The sequence below is a fragment of the Mesorhizobium sp. B3-1-7 genome, assembly GCF_006439385.1.
Lineage (GTDB): Bacteria > Pseudomonadota > Alphaproteobacteria > Rhizobiales > Rhizobiaceae > Mesorhizobium.
Map to the genome: position 1 here is coordinate 102937 of NZ_VFTL01000015.1, position 17664 is coordinate 120600.

A 17664-nucleotide genomic window follows, 5' to 3' on the forward strand; every position below is an offset into this window, starting at 1 on the left:
CGCGATGTCGGCGCGCCCAACCGTTATCCTGCACACCGACAAGCCGGCCGGCGCGTTTGCCGTGCTCGCCGAAACGCATCCGGACCTCGATGTCCATGCCTGCGACACCTATGCCGGTCTTCCCGCGCTGATCGAGCGGACCGCCGCGGAAGTGGTCTATTCGATCCGTTTCGACGGCACGCCGCGCTATCCGCGCCAGGCGCTCGTCGAGAGCCCGACAGTGAAATGGGTGTCGATCGGCGGCTCCGGCACCGACCATCTCGGGCGTTGGGATCCTGCGCACGTGACCGTCACGAATTCAGCCGGCGTCGCCGCCGGCATGCTGGCCGAATATGCGCTCGGCGCAATGCTCTCCTTCTCGCTCGACCTGCGCGGTTTCGAGCGCCTGCAGCAGGCCCGCCAATGGGGCGGCGGCCGCGTCGAGCCGATCGAGGGCAAGACCGTCCTCATCCTCGGCCTCGGCAAGACCGGCGAGGCCGTCGCGCGCCGCGCGCAGGCAATGGGCATGCGCACGCTCGGCATCCGCGCGCGACCGAAAGCGATGCCGGCGCTCGACGAGGTGCATGGCCCCGATGCGCTGCTGGTATTGATCGGCCGTGCCGATTTCATCGTCTGCTGCGTGCCATTGCTGCCTACAACGCGCGGCCTGCTTGGCGAGGCCGCCTTTGCCGCGATGAAGCCGTCCGCCGTGCTGATCGACATTTCGCGCGGCGGCGTCGTCGAGGAAGCCGCACTGCTCAACGCGCTCGACAACGGGCGGATCAAGGGCGCTGCGCTCGATGTCTTCGCCACCGAGCCGCTGCCGGCCGGGCATCCTCTCTGGGCCTACGACAACGTCGCCATCACCCCTCATGGTGCAGCGGTCTATGACGGCTGGGACATCAAATCGGTGCGCATGTTCGCCGACAATCTGGCGCGCTACCGCAAAGGCCATCCGCTGGAAAATGTGGTCAATCCGGAACGCGGGTACTGAAGCCGGAAGGAAACAAACTTATGTCACAGGACAGGCGTGGCGGCGGTCGCCGATCGAAACTCGGGCGCGGCGGTGGTGGCATCGCGCAACTGCCTTGGCAGAGCGTGAAAAACCCCTACCCGCCCATGCAGCTTCTCGACGAGGAGCGTATGGAACAGCTGCACAAGACCTCGATGCGCATCCTGTCGGAGCTCGGCATCCGCGTCATGAGCGAGAAGGTGATGGACCTGTTCGCCGCTGCCGGCGCCATCGTCGATCGCGAGGAAAAGACCATCAGGATCGATGAAAGCCTGGTGACCGAGGCCCTGCGCAACGTGCCGTCGTCCTTCACGCTGACCAGCCGCAACCCGGAAAAGCAGGTCCATCTCGGCGACAATTCGTTGGTTTTCGGGCTGGTCGCCGGCCCGCCCAACGTGCATGACCGCATCAATGGCCGCCGCCAGGGCAATCTTCCCGACTACCAGAACTTTATCCGGCTGGCGCACCACTTCAACGCCATCCACATCATCGGCAACCAGGTGGTGGCGCCGATGGAACTGCCGGCCAATGCGCGTCACCTCGACACTTACCACGCCAATCTGACGCTCAGCGACCTCTCCTTCCACTGCACCGCGATCGGCCGCGCCAGGGCAATGGACGGCATCAACATGATGGCGATCGCCCGCGGCATCAGCGTCGAGGAGATGCGGACTTCGCCCGGCGTGACAACGATTATCTCGATCAACTCGCCTCGGCTGTTCGACGACGCGATGGCCGAAGGCCTGATCGCCATGGCTGAGCACGGCCAGCCGGTGACCGTCACGCCCTTCACGCTGATGGGCGCGATGACGCCGGTGACGTTGGCCGCAGCACTCTGCCAGCAGAACGCCGAAGCGCTGTTCGGCGTCGTGCTGACGCAGCTCGTCAATCCCGGCACGCCGGTGATGTATGGCGCCTTCACCTCCAATGTCGACATGAAGTCCGGCGCGCCGGCTTTCGGCACGCCGGAGAACGCCAAGGCCAACATCATCGCCGGCCAGTTGGCGCGGCGCTACAACCTGCCCTACCGCACCTCCAACGCGAACGCCTCCAACGTGGTCGACCTGCAGGCGGCCTATGAGACCGAGATGGCAACCTGGGGCGCGGTTCTCGGCGGCGCCAATTTGATCTACCACGCGGCCGGCTGGCTGGAGGGCGGGCTGACGGCGTCCTACGAAAAGCTCGTGCTCGACGTCGAGATCCTGCAGAACATGATGGAGTTCCTGCGGCCGCTGCCGTTCCAGGAAGACGATCTCGGCTTCGAGGCGATCAAGTCGGTGCCGGCCGGCGGCCATTTCTTCGGCGCCGAGCACACCATGTCGCGCTACACCACCGCCTTCTACCAGCCGATGCTTTCCAACTGGCAGAACCATGGCGCGTGGCAGGAAGCGGGCGGCAAGGATGCGCTGGAGCGGGCGACCGAGCTCTGGCAGCAGGCCCTGCACGACTATGAGGAACCGGTGATGGACCCCGCGATCCGCGAGGAGCTCGACGCCTATGTCGCGCGCCGCCGCGAGGAGATCGCCGCCAACCCGGAAAGCTAGGAAAGCCGCCCAATGCCCTATGATCTCCTCATCCGCCGCGCAACGCTGATTTCCGGAGACGGTTCTGACCGCTTCGAGGCAGACATCGCCATCACGATGGGCCGGATCGCCGCCATCGGCCGGCTGGAAGACGCGCAGGGCATCGAGGAAATCGATGCAAAGGGCAAGGTGGTCGCACCCGGCTTCATCGACGTGCATACCCATGACGACGGCGCGCTGCTGGCACCGCGCGGCATGGATCCGAAGATCAGCCAAGGCGTGACGACGGTGATCGCCGGCAATTGCGGCGTCAGCCTTGCACCGCTGCTGCTCGACAGGCCGCCGCCACCCTTCACGCTGGTCGGCGGCCGCGAGAACTTCCGTTTCGACCGCTTCGCCGATTATGTCGCGGAGCTGAAGCGCCGCGGCATCGCCACCAACGCCGCCCTGCTCGTCGGCCACACCACCTTGCGCCAGCGCTGCATGCCGGTGACCGACCGGCCGGCCAACGAAGCGGAAACGGTGGCGATGCAGGAAGCGGTCGCCGCGGCGATGGCCGAGGGCGCCTTCGGCCTCAGCACCGGGCTCGACTATCCGCCTGCCGTCAACTCATCGACCGACGAAGTAAAGGCCTTAGCCGCCACGGCGGCCGGCCTCGGCGGTCCCTATGTCACTCATACGCGCAACTATTTCGAGACGATGGACGAGGCGATCGAGGAAGCGATCGACATTGCCGATCATGCCGGCGGCAAGCTCTTCATCTCGCACCACCAGTGCACCGGCCGCGCCAATTTCGGCAAGAGCCGGCCCTCGCTGGAAAGGATCGACCAGGCGCGCGAGACGATGGACATCGGCATGGACGTCTACCCCTATGCCGCGAGCTCGACCGTGCTCCGGCTGGGGCGCTGCGACACCGGCTTGAAGATCCTCGTCACCTGGTCCGAACCGCATCCGGAGATGGCGAGGCGCGAGATGGCCGACATAGCCCGCGAATGGAACTGCACCGAGCGTGAGGCCGGTGAGCGTCTGCTGCCGGCCGGTGCTGTCTATTTCCAGCTCGACGAGGACGACGTCCGCAACATCATCGCGCATCCGCGCACCATGATCGGCTCCGACGGCCTGCCGCACGACATCCATCCGCATCCGCGGCTGTGGGGCACCTTTCCACGTGTGCTCGGGCACTACGCGCGTGACATCGGGCTATTCAGTCTGGAGGAAGCCGTATTCCGAATGACCGGCCTGCCCGCGCGTGAATTCGGCATCCAAGAGCGCGGCATCCTGGCGGAAGGCAATTTCGCCGACCTCGTCATCTTCGATCCCGAGACGATCATCGACAGCGCCACTTTCGAGGAGCCGCGCCGACCCGCCGCCGGCATCGAACATGTCTTCGTCAGCGGCGTATCGGTCTGGCGCGGCGGCAGGGCGACCGGAGCGCTGCCGGGGGCGGTTCTCAAGCCCGCGGCTTCAAAGACGGTCGTCAGAGGCGCGTGCGGCTGCGGCGCCGATCACAGCGCCTCGTAAATCCGGTCGACGCTCTCCAGCGTGTAGGCGAACTCCACCGGCCGCGTGCAGCGCCAGCCATCGAAGGACTGGCCGGCCAGCGCCTTCAGGGCTTCGGGCAGATGCAATATACCGCCGCCATAGAGCCGGTTCGCCATGTCGAGCATGCCGGTGCGGTGCATCGCCTCCGTCATGCTGCCGCAGGCTTCCATCACCAGCCACACGCGAAAGCCCTGGTAAACCGCATCGAACACGCTTTCGGTCACGCAGCTGTCGGTCAGCACGCCGGCGACGACGAGGTTTTCGATGCCGAGCACGGCGAGCCGCTGCGAAAGCTCGGTGCGGCGAAAGGCGCTCGGCCAGTGCTTGTGGATGACGATGTCGCCCGGCTGCGCCGCTACCTCGGCGCAGATCGCGGCGCCGTCGCTGCCCGCGACGGCAGAGCGGAATTCCTCGGTGAGTATCTCTTCCTGCCGCGCATAGCCTTCACGCTCTTCCGGCTTGACCCAGGCCTGCGCATGGATGACGGACACGCCAGCCTTGCGGGCGGCCTCGATCAGGGCGGCAGCGTTGGCGAGCACGGCGTCGTAGCCGACGACCGGCCAGGCCGCGCCGGGACGGTATTCATTCTGCAGGTCGATGACGAGCAAGGCAGTCTTGGCGAGGTTCATCGCTGGTCCGGTGAGTTGTCGAAATCGGTGACGAAACGCAGGAGCAGCCGGATCGCCTGATCGAGGTCGGCGATCTCCATCGCTTCATGCGGATTATGGCTGCCATTCTCGTTGCGCACGAAGAGCATCGCGGTCGGAATGCCGGCGCCGGCGAAGGTGGCCGCATCGTGCCCGGCCCCGCTCGGCACATGCGGGGCGCGCATTTGCAGTTCGGTGGCAGCACGGTCGAGCCTGCCGATCAGGTCCAGCGACATGGTCGCCGGTTCCCAGGTGAAGCGCGGCCCGGGCTCGAAGGTGACGCCGCGCGTGGCGCCAACCTTGGCGAAAATGGTCTGAAGCCGATTTTCGATGCGATCCAGAACGGCCGGCTCGGCGCTGCGGACATCCAGCGTGAAACCAAGCTCGCCAAGCACACGGCTGCCGCCATGCTGTGTCGGATCGGACTGCACGCGGCCAAAGGTGATCGTCGCCTCGTGGCCGTCGCGTTCGAGCGCGTCCCACTCTGCCTCAAGACCCGCAACCAGATCGGCAAAGCCGAGCACGCTGTCATGGCGGGCGAAGCGCGGCTCGGCGCCGGAATGGGCATAGGCGCCAAGACATTTCGCGTCGACATAGCGGAAGCCGCCGGCGATCCCCGTAACGATGCCGACCGGTGCTCCGGCGGCGACCAGGCGTGGTCCCTGCTCGATATGCACCTCGACGAAAGCAGCGATCCGGCCTGCATCGATGCCCGGCACGCCGCGTCGCACGGCGTCTGGGTCGAAACCTTCCTCGCGCATGTGCTCGGCCAGCGTGCGGCCGCTATCGGAACGCCTGGCTTCGAGCGCCTGCGGATCGAGCAGGCCAAGCGCCGCCTGGCTGCCGGGATAGGAGAGCGGAAACCAGACCGCTTCCTCGGCGCGAGCTGCCAGCACGATGAGATCGCGCGCCAAGTGGATATTTTGCCCGACCAGTTCGGCCATTACCGCGAGCCCCGCCACGACGCCGCCGGCGCCATCGAAATTGCCGCCATGCGCCACGCTGTCGAGATGCGAGCCGATGACGATCGCCGACAGGTCAGGGTCACGGCCTTTCAGCGTCAAATAGAGATTGCCGGCGGCATCGACGCGCGCAACGGCGCCGAGTTTATCCCCCTCGTTGCGCACGAGATCGTGGGCGAAGCGCTCGCCCGGCCCGTAAGCGACGCGCGTGATCCCCGGCGCATCGGTGGTGGCTTGCGCGAGTGTCTCCAGGAGACGCCCGGCCAGCCTGCCGCCGGCCGTCAATGCGGCGCTGCTCATGAGGCGGCCAGCCGAGACTGAGCACCGCGCAGCCGATGCGGCGTGAGTTCCGCAAGCGAAACGCCTTGCCTCGCGACATCGTCCGGCAGGCCGTCGTCGGCGATCAGGCTGGCGCAGACACGCGACAGCGCCGGCGAGGTCTTGATGCCGTAGCCGCCCTGCCCGACCAGCCAGACGAAATCCGGAAACTCGTCGTCCGGACCGACCACCGGCGAGCCGTCGGCGACGAACGTCCTCAAACCCGCCCAGGAGCGCGAAACGCGTTGCACCTCGATCGTCGTCGCCCGTTCGAGACGCTCGGCGCCGATCGCCACATCGATGTCTTCGGCAAAGGCGTCCACCGGCTCCGATGACGTCGCATCGGCCGGCGAGACGAAGAGCTGCCCGGCATCCGGCTTGAAATAGAACTCCGCGCCGACATCGTTGACCAGCGGCCAGTCGCTAATGTCGAGACCAGCCGGCACTGGAATGTTGAAGGCGGTGCGGCGCTTCGGCTGCAGGCCGACCGGACGCACTCCGGCCATCGCCGCGATCTCGTCGCCCCAGGCGCCGGCCGCATTGACGATCAGCGGCGCAAGGAATGTTCCCGCTTCCGTCTCGACCCGCCACTGTCCGCCCTGCCGCCCGATGCCTCTCACGCCGGCCTTGGTGACGATGCGCGCGCCCCGCGCCCGCGCGCCGCGCAAGAACCCCTGGTGCAGGCCGTTGACGTCGATATCCATCGAATGCGGTTCGATGTAGGCGCCGGCGAGATAGTCCTCGCGAAGCACCGGCACGCGCGCGATCGCTTCGGCCGGCGTCATCGCCACGATCGATGGCACCAGCGCCTGCGCCGCCTCCAGATCCTCGCGCAGCAGGTCGAGCTGGTCGGCCCGCGCCACGGTGATCATGCCGCGCTTGCTGAGCAGCGGATAATCGCAAAAACCTGTCGGCGGCTCGGTAAGAAACGCCCGGCTTGCCAGCACGATGCGGCGGATGACGCCATTGCCGTAGTTCTCGGTGAAGCTTGCGGCCGAACGTCCCGTGGTGTGGTAGCCGCAATGGCTCTCGCGCTCGAGCAGCACGACTTTCGAAGTGCATGAAATCTCGAAGGCAGCACCGGCGCCGGCCATGCCGCCGCCGATGACGATCACCTCGGTCTGCTCGCTCATGGTTGCCCATCCTTTGAAACTGTTTCGCGCTGCACCGCAGGCGGCTCACCCAGGCGGCCGCGCCGGGCTCGATCGCGGGCGCCACGTCCCTCGGCCAGATTCTCGGCCGCTGAATTCTGTGACGCGCATTCGCGCAAGGCGAGACCGGCGACGAGAGGCACCGGCTTGCCGGCGATCTCCATGCCCTTCAGCCGCGCCCAGACCGCGCGGCGTTTGCGCACCTGATGCGACTGCAACTCGCTGATCTCGGCGATCCCGCTCTCCCGCTTGATCTGCACCGCGCCGGCCTCGACAGCTGCGTCGAACAGCTCCAGCCCGCGCTTGGTGCGCACGATGATACCGTTGAGCGGCTCATCCTCGACGGCCGGTCCGCCATTCAACCAGGAATCCGATACCGCGATATCCGCCACCTGGCCGATCGCGTCGGGGCAGATCTTGCAGCGCGGCTGGATCATCCATTTGTCCTCGTCCTCCCAGAGCTGCCGGTAGCTGATCTCGAAGGCGCGGCCGTCTTTGGTTTCGATGCGGTTGAGTCCGGGATTGCCATGGCCCCGGTAGCGGAACAGAGCAAGCTCCTCCTCGCCGAGGCCAAAACGCTGCAGCACCTGTTCCGACTTGGTCAGCTCCGAGGCGCCGCCGCAGACGAAGGCGAGCGCATAGCGCATATGCTCGTCGACGCGCGGATCGAGCCGCGCCAGATTGCGCACGGCGGTGATGTCGCAGGGCTTGGCGATCAGCGCGAAAGGCTCGCCGCGGTCGAGAATGGCGTTGAAATCCACCAGCGTCGCCGCCGGCCCATAGCGCGAGCCGGCGCCTTCGAGCACGGAAGCGGCGTCGAAGCTCAGCTTGCGTTCCGTGCGCATCGGCATGGAACGCGAGGCCGCGACATGCAGCACGAACTTGACCCGTCCCGAACTGAGCAGGAACTGTCCGAGCGCCGTCAGCGCCCCGCCGCCGGAGCCAATAAACCGCACTGTGGGATTTCCAGCGGAGCCGAGCACAAGCCGTTCGACCGATCCCCAGACCGTGTCCGCCAACGCGGCGTCATTCATCTGCGCCGGTGGCGGACCGGCGATGCGCGTTCCCGGGCAGATGGCGTTGATCTTCGCCAGTGTCGACTTGTTCAATTCCTGCAACGCCACGGGCCGCTCGCGCCCTTCCGGCGTCATCACCATGTCGACGTGGCCCGCACCTGCGATCGAACGGCAGAGGCCACAGCCGATGCAAAGGCCGTTTCCGACGATCTCGCCGAGCGTCAGCGGATCGGTCGAGGGCGGCGGTGTGCCTTGGCGTTGGCTTGTTTCGACGAGGCCCATCGCGGTCTCAGACCGGTTCCGAGATGCGCTTGTATTGATCGGGGCGGCGATAGAGCGCGAAGTTGAAATTCACTTTCCGGCAGGTCTCGATCAGGTCCAGATCGGCGCGATGGACGATGACTTCGTCGTCGAGCGACATCGCCAGTGCCGCGATCTCGCCGGTCGGCGCGATGATGCAGGAGCCGCCGATCAGCGCCTGCCCGTCTTCCAGACCCGCCTTTGCCGCGGCGGCGACCCAGAGCGTGTTCTGGTAGGCACCGGCCTGCATCGGCAGATGGTTGTGGAACATTCTCAGATGCGCCAGAGCCGGCGCTTCGTCGAGCAAAAGCGGTGTGTTATAGCCGAGCAACGCCACCTCCGCGCCGTTGAGACAGAGCATGCGATAGGTTTCCGGCCAGCGGCGGTCGTTGCATATGGCGAGGCCGACACGAACGCCGCGATAGTCGAAGACGGGAAAGCCGAGATTGCCCGGCTCGAAATAGCGTCGTTCGAGATGCGTGGTCGTGCCCGCCTCGGGCTCGCTCGAACCCGGCACATGCATCTTGCGGTAGCGGCCGATGAAGGCACCGTCCGGCCCGACCAGATCCATTGTATTGAAATGGCGCGTGCGGCCCTCTTCCTGCGCCAGCTCGCAATAGCCAAGCGCGAAGCCAACCTTCAGGCGCGCGGCGGCATCATAGAGCCGCCGCGTTTCCGGCCCCGGCATCGAGGCTTCGAAGAAGGCATCGATCTCGGCCTGGTCGTCGATGCGCCAGCGCGGGAAGAAAGTGGTGAGCGCCATTTCGGGAAACACCGCGATCTCGGCGCCGGCGGAAGCAGCTCTCTCCAGGAGATCCACGAGCCGCCCAACCGTCTCGGCGCGCGTGGCGCTGCGCTGGATCGGTCCGGTCTGGCAAACGGCGATGGTCAGGCATCGAGCCATGGTGTCCAATCCTCGACTGGTTTTCTGAGATGCGCCGGATCGGCGGCGGTCCGTGCCACAAAGCGCCCGAAGCCCGGCTCCGCCTGCAGCTTGCCGTCGGCGACCACCGGCACGCCGCGCACCAGAACGGTGCTTGGCTTGCCGGTGACGACCCTGCCCTCGTAGGGCGTGAAGTCGACGCGCGAGTGCAGCGCCCTGTGCCCGAGCGTCCAGCGCGCCGTCGGATCCCACAGCGCCAGGTCCGCGTCGAGCCCGATGGCGATGCGACCCTTGCGATCGGCGAAGCCGTAGATCGAGGCTGCATTGCGCGAGGTGAGGTCGAGATAGCGCTCGAGCGTCAGGCGGCCGGTGAGCAGCCCTTCCGAAAACAGCAGCGGCAGGCGTGTCTCGATGCCTGGAATGCCGCTCAGTGTCGTGGTGAAACCGGGTGTCTCGGACTGCCCGATCTTGTCGGCGAAATAATATGGCGAATGATCGGACGACCACAGGTCGATGCCGCCATTGATCAGCCCTTGCCACAGATGCTCGTGGCTGCGCGGCGAGCGCGGCGGCGGCGAGAAGACGAAGCGCGCCGCATCGATTGCCGGGCGATCGAGATCGGCCGCGCCGAGAAAGAGATATTGCGGGCAGGTCTCGGCGATAGCGTCGACGCCGCGCATCTTTGCCCGCGCCACCTCCTCGGCCGACTGCCAGGACGAGACATGCACGATGGTCATGCGCGCGCCGGCCATCTCGGCGAAGGCCAGCGCGCGATGCGTCGCCTCGCGCTCCATCGTCTCGCTGTGGGCAACGACATGATAGCGGATATCGGTGCGGCCGAGGTCGATTAGCCGCTGGCGCGTGCGCCGGATCGCGGCGTCGTTCTCGGCATGGACCATGACGATCCAGCCCAACCGCCTTGCCGTATCGAGAATCTTGAAGAAGAGGTCGTCGTCGACGGCGAAACTCTGATAGGTCATGAACAGCTTGACCGAGGCGATGCCGCGCTGGGCGAGCGCGCCAAGCTGAGCCTCGACATCCGCGCCGGTGCCCATGGTGACCACGGCATGCAGCCCGTAGTCGATCACCGCGCGTCCCGCCGCGCGCTCCAGCGCGCGGTCCATGGCGCCGACAGTCGTCATGTCCTGCCCGGGCATGCCGAATGGGACTATGCAGGTCGTGCCGCCAAAAGCGGCGGAGATCGTGCCGGAATAGAAATCGTCGGCATTGCCGGCTCCACCCCAGACCGGCTGGTCGAGATGGCAATGCGCGTCGATGCCGCCGGGCATCACCCAGCGGCCGCCGGCGTCGATCGCCTTCTCGCCGGAAAGGGCCTTGCCGATGGAAGCGATGCGGCCATCGTCGATACCGACGTCGCACTCGGCCCAGCCGTCGTCGAGCGCCACGCGCCCGCCCTTGATTACCAGTTCATGCATTGGCGTACCTCGCCGGCGGGCTCAGCCGACGGCCGCCGTCACCATGATCTCGACACGATACTGGTCGCCGGCAAGCCGCGCTTCCACCGTGGCGCGCACCGGCATGGCGCTCCTGTCGATCCAGGCGTCCCAGGCCTTGTTCATCATCTCGAAGTCGGCGATGTCCCTGAGCCATATCTGCGCGCTGAGCAGCTTCGACTTGTCGCTGCCGGCCTTGGCGAGAAGCGCGTCGATCTTGGCAAGGATCTGCTTGGTCTGGCTGGTGGTGTCGCCCGAAAGATCGTCCGCGGTCAGCCCCGCCACATAGACGGTGCCGTTATAGCGGAGCACCCGGCAGAAGCGCTGGCCGTTTTCCAGGCGTTCGATGGTCATGATTTTCCCTTCCGCTGGTTTCCAGATTTTGGTTTTTGCCTATGGTAAGGAGGGTGCAAAACCGCTGTAAAGCCCACAGCGCGCCGAGACGCTGCTTTCCTTCACCGGCATGGCCAAAAAAATTTGAGCCATAGCCGCGCCAATCTTCGTTTGTGGCAATCGTCACAAAGTGTAGCTTCTGCCCGGGCTGCCGTCGGTCAACGGTGCCGCCAGGGAGCCGCCGCAGCCGCATTCATGAGGTCGATCGCTCAATCCGCGACGCGGCTCTGGCAAAATGCAGAGCGCTCCCGTGCCCTGCTGCCGATCATGATCGGCATCTGCCTGGCCTGCATCGGCAGCGCCATGCTGACCACCGCCGTGTCGCTGCATCTTGGCAAGCCCGGCATTTCTCCCCAGGTCGTGCAGATCGTCTTGACGGCCTATCCCGTGGGCTTCCTCATCGGATGCCTGGTGACCCGCCCGGCCGTCGCCCAATACGGCCATGAGCGAACCTTCGTTGCCATTGTCGTCGTCGCGCTGCTGGCGGCTTCCGGTTTCGTCTTCACCGACTTCCTGCCGAGCTGGATCTGCTTTCGCCTGCTCGGCGGCCTCGCGATGGCATCGCTGTTCGTCGTCTGCGAAAGCTGGATCAACCTCTATGCCGAGCACCACAATCGCGGCGCGATGTTTTCGATCTATATGCTGACAACGGCAATCGCCGTGTTGCTCGGGCAGGTTCTGGTCGCGATGGTCGGCCCGCAATCGCCGCATCTGTTCCCGGTGGCGGCGGCGACAGTGCTGCTGGCGCTGATCTCCAAATTCGCCGGTGGGCGCTGGCCGGCGCTGCCTGCCACCGATCCGGAGCACGCAAGTTCGGCAAGGCCGGTCAAGCGCCTTGGCCCGCTGGCGCTTTTCCGGCTGGCGCCGGTGACCGTCGTGGCGATTTTCCAGGGCGGCATCACCAATATGAACATCTTCGTGCTGACGCCGATCTACGGCACGCAGATCGGGCTGTCGGCGGCAACGACCGTCGGGCTGGTCACGACCATCAGCATCGCCGGCATGCTGGCGCAGACGCCCGTCGGCTGGTTGTCCGACAGGTTTGAGCGCAGGATCATACTGCTTGTCCAGGGTATCCTGTCGGTCACGCTCTGCGCCGCGATCGCCTGGCTCGGCAACTTTTCGGTCCCGCTGCTCTTCGTGCTGTTCTTCCTCTATGGCGCGACGGCGCTGACGGTCTATCCGGTGGCGATGGCGTTCGGCGCCTCGCAATTGCACAGCCGGCACATGGTCGGGGCCTCCGGCACGCTGCTCCTGCTCTATTCGATCGGCAATGTCGCGACGCCCGGCATTTCGGCCGGCCTGATGGAGCATATGGGCGCGCCGGCCATGTTCCTGCTTCTGGGCGGCGGCGCCGTGCTGGTGACGATAGCTGCTTGCTACAATTTGTTGCGCCGTCCGGTCACGCTGGCGGCCATGCCGGCATTGGAGGAGCAGGCCTGATGACAGCGCCAGACATGAGGCGTCTCGAGGGCAAAGTCATCCTGATCGCCGGCGCCGCCAGCGGCATCGGCACCGCGATAGCGCGCCGCTGTGTTGCCGAAGGCGCTAAGGTCGTCTGCGCCGATTACGGTCCAGAGCCGGCCACCGAGCTTGCCCAGACACTCGGGCCTTCAGCTGCCGCTTGCCAATGCGACGTGACGGATATCGAGTCCGCGGAGGCGGCCGTCGCATTTGCCCGGCAAAACTTCGGCCGGCTCGACGGATTGGTGCACAATGCCGCGGCGCCCTCGACCAGCGCCACCGTCGTCGATCTCGACGAAAGCGCATGGCGGCACGAGATCGATGTCGGCTTGACCGGCGCCTTCCTGATGAGCAAGTTCGCCGTGCCGCTGATCGCGGCAAGTGGCGGAGGTTCCGTCGTCTTCATCGGCTCGCAATTCGGACGCGTCGCCACCACCAGGGCCGTCGCCTATTGCGCGGCCAAGGCCGGACTGATCCACCTCGCCAAGGCGATGGCCGTGGACCACGCGCCCGACAGGGTCCGCGTCAACAGCCTGTCGCCCGGCGCGGTGGCGACGACGCGCCTGCTGCGCCGGTTTGCCGATTTCGAGGCCGCCAATGCCGGCCTTGGTCCTGCCCATCTGCTCGGCCGCATCGCCGAGCCCGACGAGATCGCCGCGGCGGCGGCTTTCCTGCTTTCCTCCGACGCATCCTTCGTCACCGGATCAGACATGCTCGTGGATGGCGGCTATGCGACGCGCTGAGGCAGCAACCTTTCCAGAGGAGTTTCCATGACCTTGCTCGTCACCGGCGGCACCGGCTTTGTCATGAGCGTGGTCGCGCGCGCATGGCTGGACCGCGATCCGCAAGCCCGCGCCGTGATCCTCGATCGCTCCGGCCTCGACGCCGCAGCCGAGAAGCATTTCGCTCCGGTGCGCGACCGGCTGACGGTGATTTCCGCCGATATCCTCGACCCGCAAGCCTGGTCCGCGACGCTCGACAAGCAAGGCATCACGGCAATCGTGCATGGCGCGACGATCACGCCGATTTCGCGCGGCAGCGCCTCGGAGGCAAAGCGCCAGCCGGAGGCCGCAGACCCGGCCCGCATCGTCGACGTCAATCTCATGGGCACAGTGCGCATGCTGGACTGGGCGCGCGCGAGACCAGGCCTGAAACGCTTCGTCTATGTCAGCTCCGGTTCCGTCTATCGCCACAACGGACCGGACTGGGGCGCCGAGCCACTGCCGGAAGACGGTTATGTCGCGCCGCTGACGCTCTACGGCATCTCGAAATTCGCCTCCGAGATGGTCACCAACCGCTATGCCGATCTGTTCGGCCTGTCGGCGGCCTCGGTGCGGCTCGCTTCCGTCTACGGCCCGATGGATCGCGCCACCGAGAGCCGCAATTTTCGTCATGTTCCGAACCGCGTCGCGCATATGGCCTTGGCCGGCGAGACGATCAGGCCGAACAGCCTGGAGCCCGTCGGCGACTATGTGGCCTCGACCGACGTTGCCGCAGCGATCCTCGCGCTGATCGATGCGCCCCGCCTCAATTACCGCCACTACAATATCGGCTCCGGGTCCAGCCAGACCATCGGCGAGATCATCGGCTGGGCAAGGGAACGCGTGCCGGGCCTGAAGGCGGAGGTGACGCCTGGAGACGACGCCAACATCGTCCAGGATGTGAGGCTGAAAGGCGGCATGTGGGGCGCCTATGACATCGCGCGCATCCTGCGCGACACCACGTGGCGGCCGCGTGCCGGCAAGGAAGCGTTCCACGACTACATGGACTGGATCGCCGCCAACGAGAACTGAGCCAAGCCGACCAGAGGAGACTAGTCGATGCCGATCGATTTCCAGCAGCCGCGCGATTTCGTCGGCTACGGCCCGCACCCGCCCTTCGTCACCTGGCCGGGCGGCGTCAAGCTCGCCGTCAACCTCGTGCTCAACTATGAGGAGGGCTCGGAATATTCCTGGCTCGAAGATGGCCGCAACGACAATTGGGGCGAATACAATCTCAGCGGCAGCATGCCGGTGCGCGATCTCGGCACCGAGACGCATTTCGAATATGGCAGCCGCGCCGGCGTCTGGCGCCTGGCCAGATTGTTCGACCGCTACGACATCCCGGTCACCTTTTCCGCCTGCGCCGTGGCTCTGGAGCGCAACCCGCCCTTGGTCGAATGGATGAAGAGCCGCCGGCATGACCTGATGGGCCATGGCCTGCGCTGGATCGACCACACGACCATGGAGCGCGGCGAGGAAGAGCGCCATCTGCACGAGGCGATCGCGCTTTACGAAAAGCTGCTGGGAAAGCGGCCCTTGGGCTGGAACTGCCGCTCGCTGCCGAGCGTCAACACGCGCGACCTGCTGGTCGAGGAAGGCGGCTTCCTCTACCACTCCGATCCCTGCAACGACGACCTGCCCTATTTCCTCGATCACCGGGGCACGGAAATCCTGGTCGTCCCCTACTCCAAGACGCTCAACGACAGCCGCTATCTGGTGGCTCCGGGCTACAGCAATCCGCGCGACTTCGCCGAGGACTGCCGCGCGGCCATCGACTATATGCTTGGCGAAGCCGAGGAGACCGGCGGCCGCATGCTGACCATCGGCATCCACGCCCGCTGGACGGGTCAGCCGAACCGCGCCTCGGGCCTGCGCGAGGTCATCGAGCATGTCCAGAAATCCGACGGCGCCGCCTTCATGCGCCGCGAGGACATCGCGCGCTTCTGGCACGCGAACCATGCGCGCTTCGAGCAGCGCGGCTGAGGGGGAACCGTGTTCGAGACGCTGATCCGCGGCGCAACGGTTGTGAACGCCGATGGCCTCGGCCGGGGCGATATAGGCATCGCCGCGGGCAAGGTCGCCGCACTCATCGCGCCCGGCGAAGCCGCGGAAGCCAGCACGCTCATCGACGCCGCGGGTTGCTTCCTGCTACCGGGCCTTGTCGATGCGCATGCGCATCTGCGCGACCCCGGGTTGACGCATAAGGAGGATTTTTCCTCCGGTACGCATGCGGCGGCGCTCGGCGGCGTCACCACCATACTCGACATGCCGACCGATGAGCCATGGACGGCCACGCCCGAGCAACTTGCCGACAAGATGGCGATTGCGAAGGGCCGCATCCATGTCGATGTCGGCCTGCAGGCCGTGGTCAGCCGCGATCTGTCGCTTATCCCCCGCCTGCTCGACCTCGCACCGGTCTCCTTCGAGCTGTTCACCGCCGACGTGCCGGACACCTTCCTTTTTGCCTCGCTCGATACCGTTGCGGAGGCGCTGAAGGCTTTCGCCGGCGCCGATACGCTGATCGGCATCTCGCCCGGCGACCAATCGATCCTGGCCGGCAGCACGGCGCGGGATCGCTCCGGCAGCGTCGCCGCCTTCCTGGACAGCCGGCCGCCGCTCGCCGAAGCCAATGGCATCGCCCGCGCCCTTGTCGCCGCCGCCTCGGCCGAAGCGAGGATCCATGTCCGGCAGATCAATTCCGAGCTGGGCGTCGAGACCTGGAGCCGGCTGCGCGGCATGGCCGACGCCAGCGTCGAGACCACGCCGCAGAACCTGTTCTTCACAGCGCAGGATTACGAAACGCAAGGCGCCAAGCTGAAGGCCTCGCCGCCCTTGCGCTCGCCACACGACGTCGACGCGCTGCGCGCCGCGCTAGGCGCAGGGCTGATCGACATCATCGCCACCGATCACGCACCGCACGCGCCCGTCGAGAAGGCAGCGGCTTATGCCGCTTTCGCCGACATCCCGGGCGGCATGCCAGGATTGCAGACGCTGCTTCCGACAATGCTGAGGCTGGTCGATGAAGGGCTCATCGCCCTGCCCGATCTGGTGCGCATGTGCTCCCGCAATCCAGCCGAGCGCTTCGGCCTCAGCCGGCGCAAGGGTCGCATCGCCGCCGGCCACGATGCCGATCTGCTGATCCTCGACCCGCGCCAGTCAAGCACCATCGCCAATGCCGATCAGGTGTCGCGGGCAGGCTATACGCTCTTCGACGGCTGGACCGTGAAAGCGCGGCTGACCAGTGTCTTCCTGCACGGCCGCGAGATCGTGCGCGACGGGCGACTGGTCGGCGCGGCGCAAGGAAAGATCGTCACCCGGGAGAGCTGAACATCATGGCCCTGCTCGCCAACAAAACAGCCATCGTCACCGGAGCGAGCTCCGGCATCGGCCGCGCCATCGCGCTGAAATTCGCCACCGAAGGCGCCAACATCGTCGTTGCAGACATGGTGGAGCAGCCGATCGAGGGCGGCCAAGGCACCGTCGACATGATCCGTTCGGCCGGCGGCGCTGCCACCTACGTCAGAACCGACATCTCTGACTGGAGCGCCGTCGACGCGCTCGTCGGCGTGACGGTCGCGCAATTCGGCCGGCTCGACGTGATGGTCAACAATGCAGCGATCTACACCAGCACCAACCTGATCGAGACCACGCCGGAACAGTGGAACCGCGTCATCGGCGTCAACCTGACCGGCTTCTTCTACTGCAATAAATGCGCCGTCACGCAGATGCTCACCCAGGCGCCGGTTAACGAGGTGCGCGGCCGCATCATCAACATCTCCTCGCAGCACGGCATGGTCGCCTGCCCCGGCGACCTGCCCTATTCGGTGAGCAAGGGCGGCATCGTGCAGATGACCCGGCAGATCGCCGTCGACCATGCCGACGACCTGATCGTCTGCAATGCGATTGCTCCGGGCAAGATCATCACCGGCAAGCCGGGCGTCGCCAACGACCCTGATGCGCTCGACTATTCGCGCCGCCGCACACCCTGGCCACGGCTCGGGCATCCGAACGACGTGGCGGGCGCGGCGCTCTTTCTCGCCAGCGATATGGCGAGCTATGTCACCGGCATAAACCTGATGGTGGACGGCGGCTGGATGGCGGGCTGACGCTGCCAGCCGAGCCATGGCCGCATCCGAGGGCAGGAACCTTTGCGGAAACCGCCCGTTGACCCTGCTGCGAGGGGGCCAACGATATCTGGGACCCGTTGCCTTGGACGCAAAAACTGAAAGAAAAGAGCGCGAAACCGCTCCCGCCGAGGA

16 protein-coding genes are annotated in these 17664 nt (G+C 66.1%); 9 read left to right on the top strand and 7 right to left on the bottom strand.

Translation table 11 applies throughout. The features are described from left to right. Positions 1–4: 4 nt before the first annotated feature. From FJ417_RS14575 to FJ417_RS14585, 3 genes are read left to right on the top strand one after another with little or no spacing between them, the layout of a single operon-like run. Positions 5–973 (top strand): D-2-hydroxyacid dehydrogenase, encoded by a 969-nt coding sequence (locus tag FJ417_RS14575; RefSeq protein ID WP_140783923.1) that lies wholly within the window; start codon positions 5–7, stop codon positions 971–973. Positions 974–993: 20 nt separating this feature from the next. Beyond that, complete coding sequence (locus tag FJ417_RS14580; protein WP_140783924.1) at positions 994–2535, top strand: trimethylamine methyltransferase family protein; 1542 nt, start codon at positions 994–996, stop codon at positions 2533–2535. Positions 2536–2547: 12 nt separating this feature from the next. Continuing rightward, on the top strand, positions 2548–4035 hold the full coding sequence (locus FJ417_RS14585; protein ID WP_140783925.1) for a D-aminoacylase: 1488 nt from the start codon (positions 2548–2550) through the stop codon (positions 4033–4035). Here the strand turns inward: FJ417_RS14585 and FJ417_RS14590 are convergent. The 7 genes from FJ417_RS14590 to FJ417_RS14620 are packed head-to-tail and all read right to left on the bottom strand — an operon-like array spanning position 4020 to position 11141. Beyond that, the gene (locus tag FJ417_RS14590) at positions 4020–4685 is read right to left on the bottom strand and encodes an isochorismatase family cysteine hydrolase (RefSeq protein ID WP_140711178.1); all 666 of its coding nucleotides are present in this window, start codon (positions 4683–4685) and stop codon (positions 4020–4022) included. The genes FJ417_RS14585 and FJ417_RS14590 overlap by 16 nt on opposite strands. Beyond that, positions 4682–5965: a Zn-dependent hydrolase gene (locus FJ417_RS14595; RefSeq protein WP_140783926.1), complete on the bottom strand. Its 1284-nt coding sequence runs from the start codon at positions 5963–5965 to the stop codon at positions 4682–4684. The genes FJ417_RS14590 and FJ417_RS14595 overlap by 4 nt, the downstream gene beginning before the upstream one ends. Then, positions 5962–7116: an FAD-binding oxidoreductase gene (locus FJ417_RS14600; protein ID WP_140783927.1), complete on the bottom strand. Its 1155-nt coding sequence runs from the start codon at positions 7114–7116 to the stop codon at positions 5962–5964. Before FJ417_RS14600 ends, FJ417_RS14595 begins: the two co-directional genes overlap by 4 nt. Further along, a complete protein-coding gene (locus tag FJ417_RS14605; protein ID WP_140783928.1) occupies positions 7113–8432 on the bottom strand; it encodes a Coenzyme F420 hydrogenase/dehydrogenase, beta subunit C-terminal domain in 1320 nt (439 codons plus the stop codon). Before FJ417_RS14605 ends, FJ417_RS14600 begins: the two co-directional genes overlap by 4 nt. Before the next feature lie 7 nt (positions 8433–8439). Next, positions 8440–9354 (bottom strand): nitrilase-related carbon-nitrogen hydrolase, encoded by a 915-nt coding sequence (locus FJ417_RS14610; protein WP_140783929.1) that lies wholly within the window; start codon positions 9352–9354, stop codon positions 8440–8442. After that, positions 9339–10769 (bottom strand): dihydropyrimidinase, encoded by a 1431-nt coding sequence (gene hydA / locus FJ417_RS14615; protein ID WP_140783930.1) that lies wholly within the window; start codon positions 10767–10769, stop codon positions 9339–9341. The genes FJ417_RS14610 and hydA overlap by 16 nt, the downstream gene beginning before the upstream one ends. A 21-nt stretch (positions 10770–10790) precedes the next feature. Beyond that, a complete protein-coding gene (locus FJ417_RS14620; RefSeq protein WP_140783931.1) occupies positions 10791–11141 on the bottom strand; it encodes a RidA family protein in 351 nt (116 codons plus the stop codon). A 234-nt stretch (positions 11142–11375) separates the two neighbouring features. Between FJ417_RS14620 and FJ417_RS14625 the strand changes: the two genes are divergently transcribed. The 6 genes from FJ417_RS14625 to FJ417_RS14650 are packed head-to-tail and all read left to right on the top strand — an operon-like array spanning position 11376 to position 17511. Next, on the top strand, positions 11376–12623 hold the full coding sequence (locus FJ417_RS14625; RefSeq protein WP_140783932.1) for an MFS transporter: 1248 nt from the start codon (positions 11376–11378) through the stop codon (positions 12621–12623). Then, a complete protein-coding gene (locus FJ417_RS14630; RefSeq protein ID WP_140783933.1) occupies positions 12623–13387 on the top strand; it encodes an SDR family oxidoreductase in 765 nt (254 codons plus the stop codon). Before FJ417_RS14625 ends, FJ417_RS14630 begins: the two co-directional genes overlap by 1 nt. A gap of 27 nt (positions 13388–13414) precedes the next feature. Further along, a complete protein-coding gene (locus tag FJ417_RS14635) occupies positions 13415–14437 on the top strand; it encodes an NAD(P)-dependent oxidoreductase (protein WP_140783934.1) in 1023 nt (340 codons plus the stop codon). A 27-nt stretch (positions 14438–14464) separates the two neighbouring features. Further along, on the top strand, positions 14465–15388 hold the full coding sequence (locus FJ417_RS14640; protein WP_140783935.1) for a polysaccharide deacetylase family protein: 924 nt from the start codon (positions 14465–14467) through the stop codon (positions 15386–15388). A 9-nt stretch (positions 15389–15397) separates the two neighbouring features. Then, a complete protein-coding gene (locus tag FJ417_RS14645) occupies positions 15398–16732 on the top strand; it encodes a dihydroorotase family protein (protein ID WP_140783936.1) in 1335 nt (444 codons plus the stop codon). A gap of 5 nt (positions 16733–16737) precedes the next feature. Next, complete coding sequence (locus tag FJ417_RS14650) at positions 16738–17511, top strand: SDR family oxidoreductase (RefSeq protein ID WP_140647778.1); 774 nt, start codon at positions 16738–16740, stop codon at positions 17509–17511. Positions 17512–17664: the final 153 nt, after the last annotated feature.

What these genes read in the sequence shown, in the direction of transcription:
- FJ417_RS14575 (WP_140783923.1), top strand. Translation starts at nt 5, where the DNA reads ATGTCGGCGCGCCCAACCGTTATCCTGCACACCGACAAGCCGGCCGGC.
- FJ417_RS14580 (WP_140783924.1), top strand. Translation starts at nt 994, where the DNA reads ATGTCACAGGACAGGCGTGGCGGCGGTCGCCGATCGAAACTCGGGCGC.
- FJ417_RS14585 (WP_140783925.1), top strand. Translation starts at nt 2,548, where the DNA reads ATGCCCTATGATCTCCTCATCCGCCGCGCAACGCTGATTTCCGGAGAC.
- FJ417_RS14590 (WP_140711178.1), bottom strand. Translation starts at nt 4,685, where the DNA reads ATGAACCTCGCCAAGACTGCCTTGCTCGTCATCGACCTGCAGAATGAA.
- FJ417_RS14595 (WP_140783926.1), bottom strand. Translation starts at nt 5,965, where the DNA reads ATGAGCAGCGCCGCATTGACGGCCGGCGGCAGGCTGGCCGGGCGTCTC.
- FJ417_RS14600 (WP_140783927.1), bottom strand. Translation starts at nt 7,116, where the DNA reads ATGAGCGAGCAGACCGAGGTGATCGTCATCGGCGGCGGCATGGCCGGC.
- FJ417_RS14605 (WP_140783928.1), bottom strand. Translation starts at nt 8,432, where the DNA reads ATGGGCCTCGTCGAAACAAGCCAACGCCAAGGCACACCGCCGCCCTCG.
- FJ417_RS14610 (WP_140783929.1), bottom strand. Translation starts at nt 9,354, where the DNA reads ATGGCTCGATGCCTGACCATCGCCGTTTGCCAGACCGGACCGATCCAG.
- hydA (WP_140783930.1), bottom strand. Translation starts at nt 10,769, where the DNA reads ATGCATGAACTGGTAATCAAGGGCGGGCGCGTGGCGCTCGACGACGGC.
- FJ417_RS14620 (WP_140783931.1), bottom strand. Translation starts at nt 11,141, where the DNA reads ATGACCATCGAACGCCTGGAAAACGGCCAGCGCTTCTGCCGGGTGCTC.
- FJ417_RS14625 (WP_140783932.1), top strand. Translation starts at nt 11,376, where the DNA reads ATGAGGTCGATCGCTCAATCCGCGACGCGGCTCTGGCAAAATGCAGAG.
- FJ417_RS14630 (WP_140783933.1), top strand. Translation starts at nt 12,623, where the DNA reads ATGACAGCGCCAGACATGAGGCGTCTCGAGGGCAAAGTCATCCTGATC.
- FJ417_RS14635 (WP_140783934.1), top strand. Translation starts at nt 13,415, where the DNA reads ATGACCTTGCTCGTCACCGGCGGCACCGGCTTTGTCATGAGCGTGGTC.
- FJ417_RS14640 (WP_140783935.1), top strand. Translation starts at nt 14,465, where the DNA reads ATGCCGATCGATTTCCAGCAGCCGCGCGATTTCGTCGGCTACGGCCCG.
- FJ417_RS14650 (WP_140647778.1), top strand. Translation starts at nt 16,738, where the DNA reads ATGGCCCTGCTCGCCAACAAAACAGCCATCGTCACCGGAGCGAGCTCC.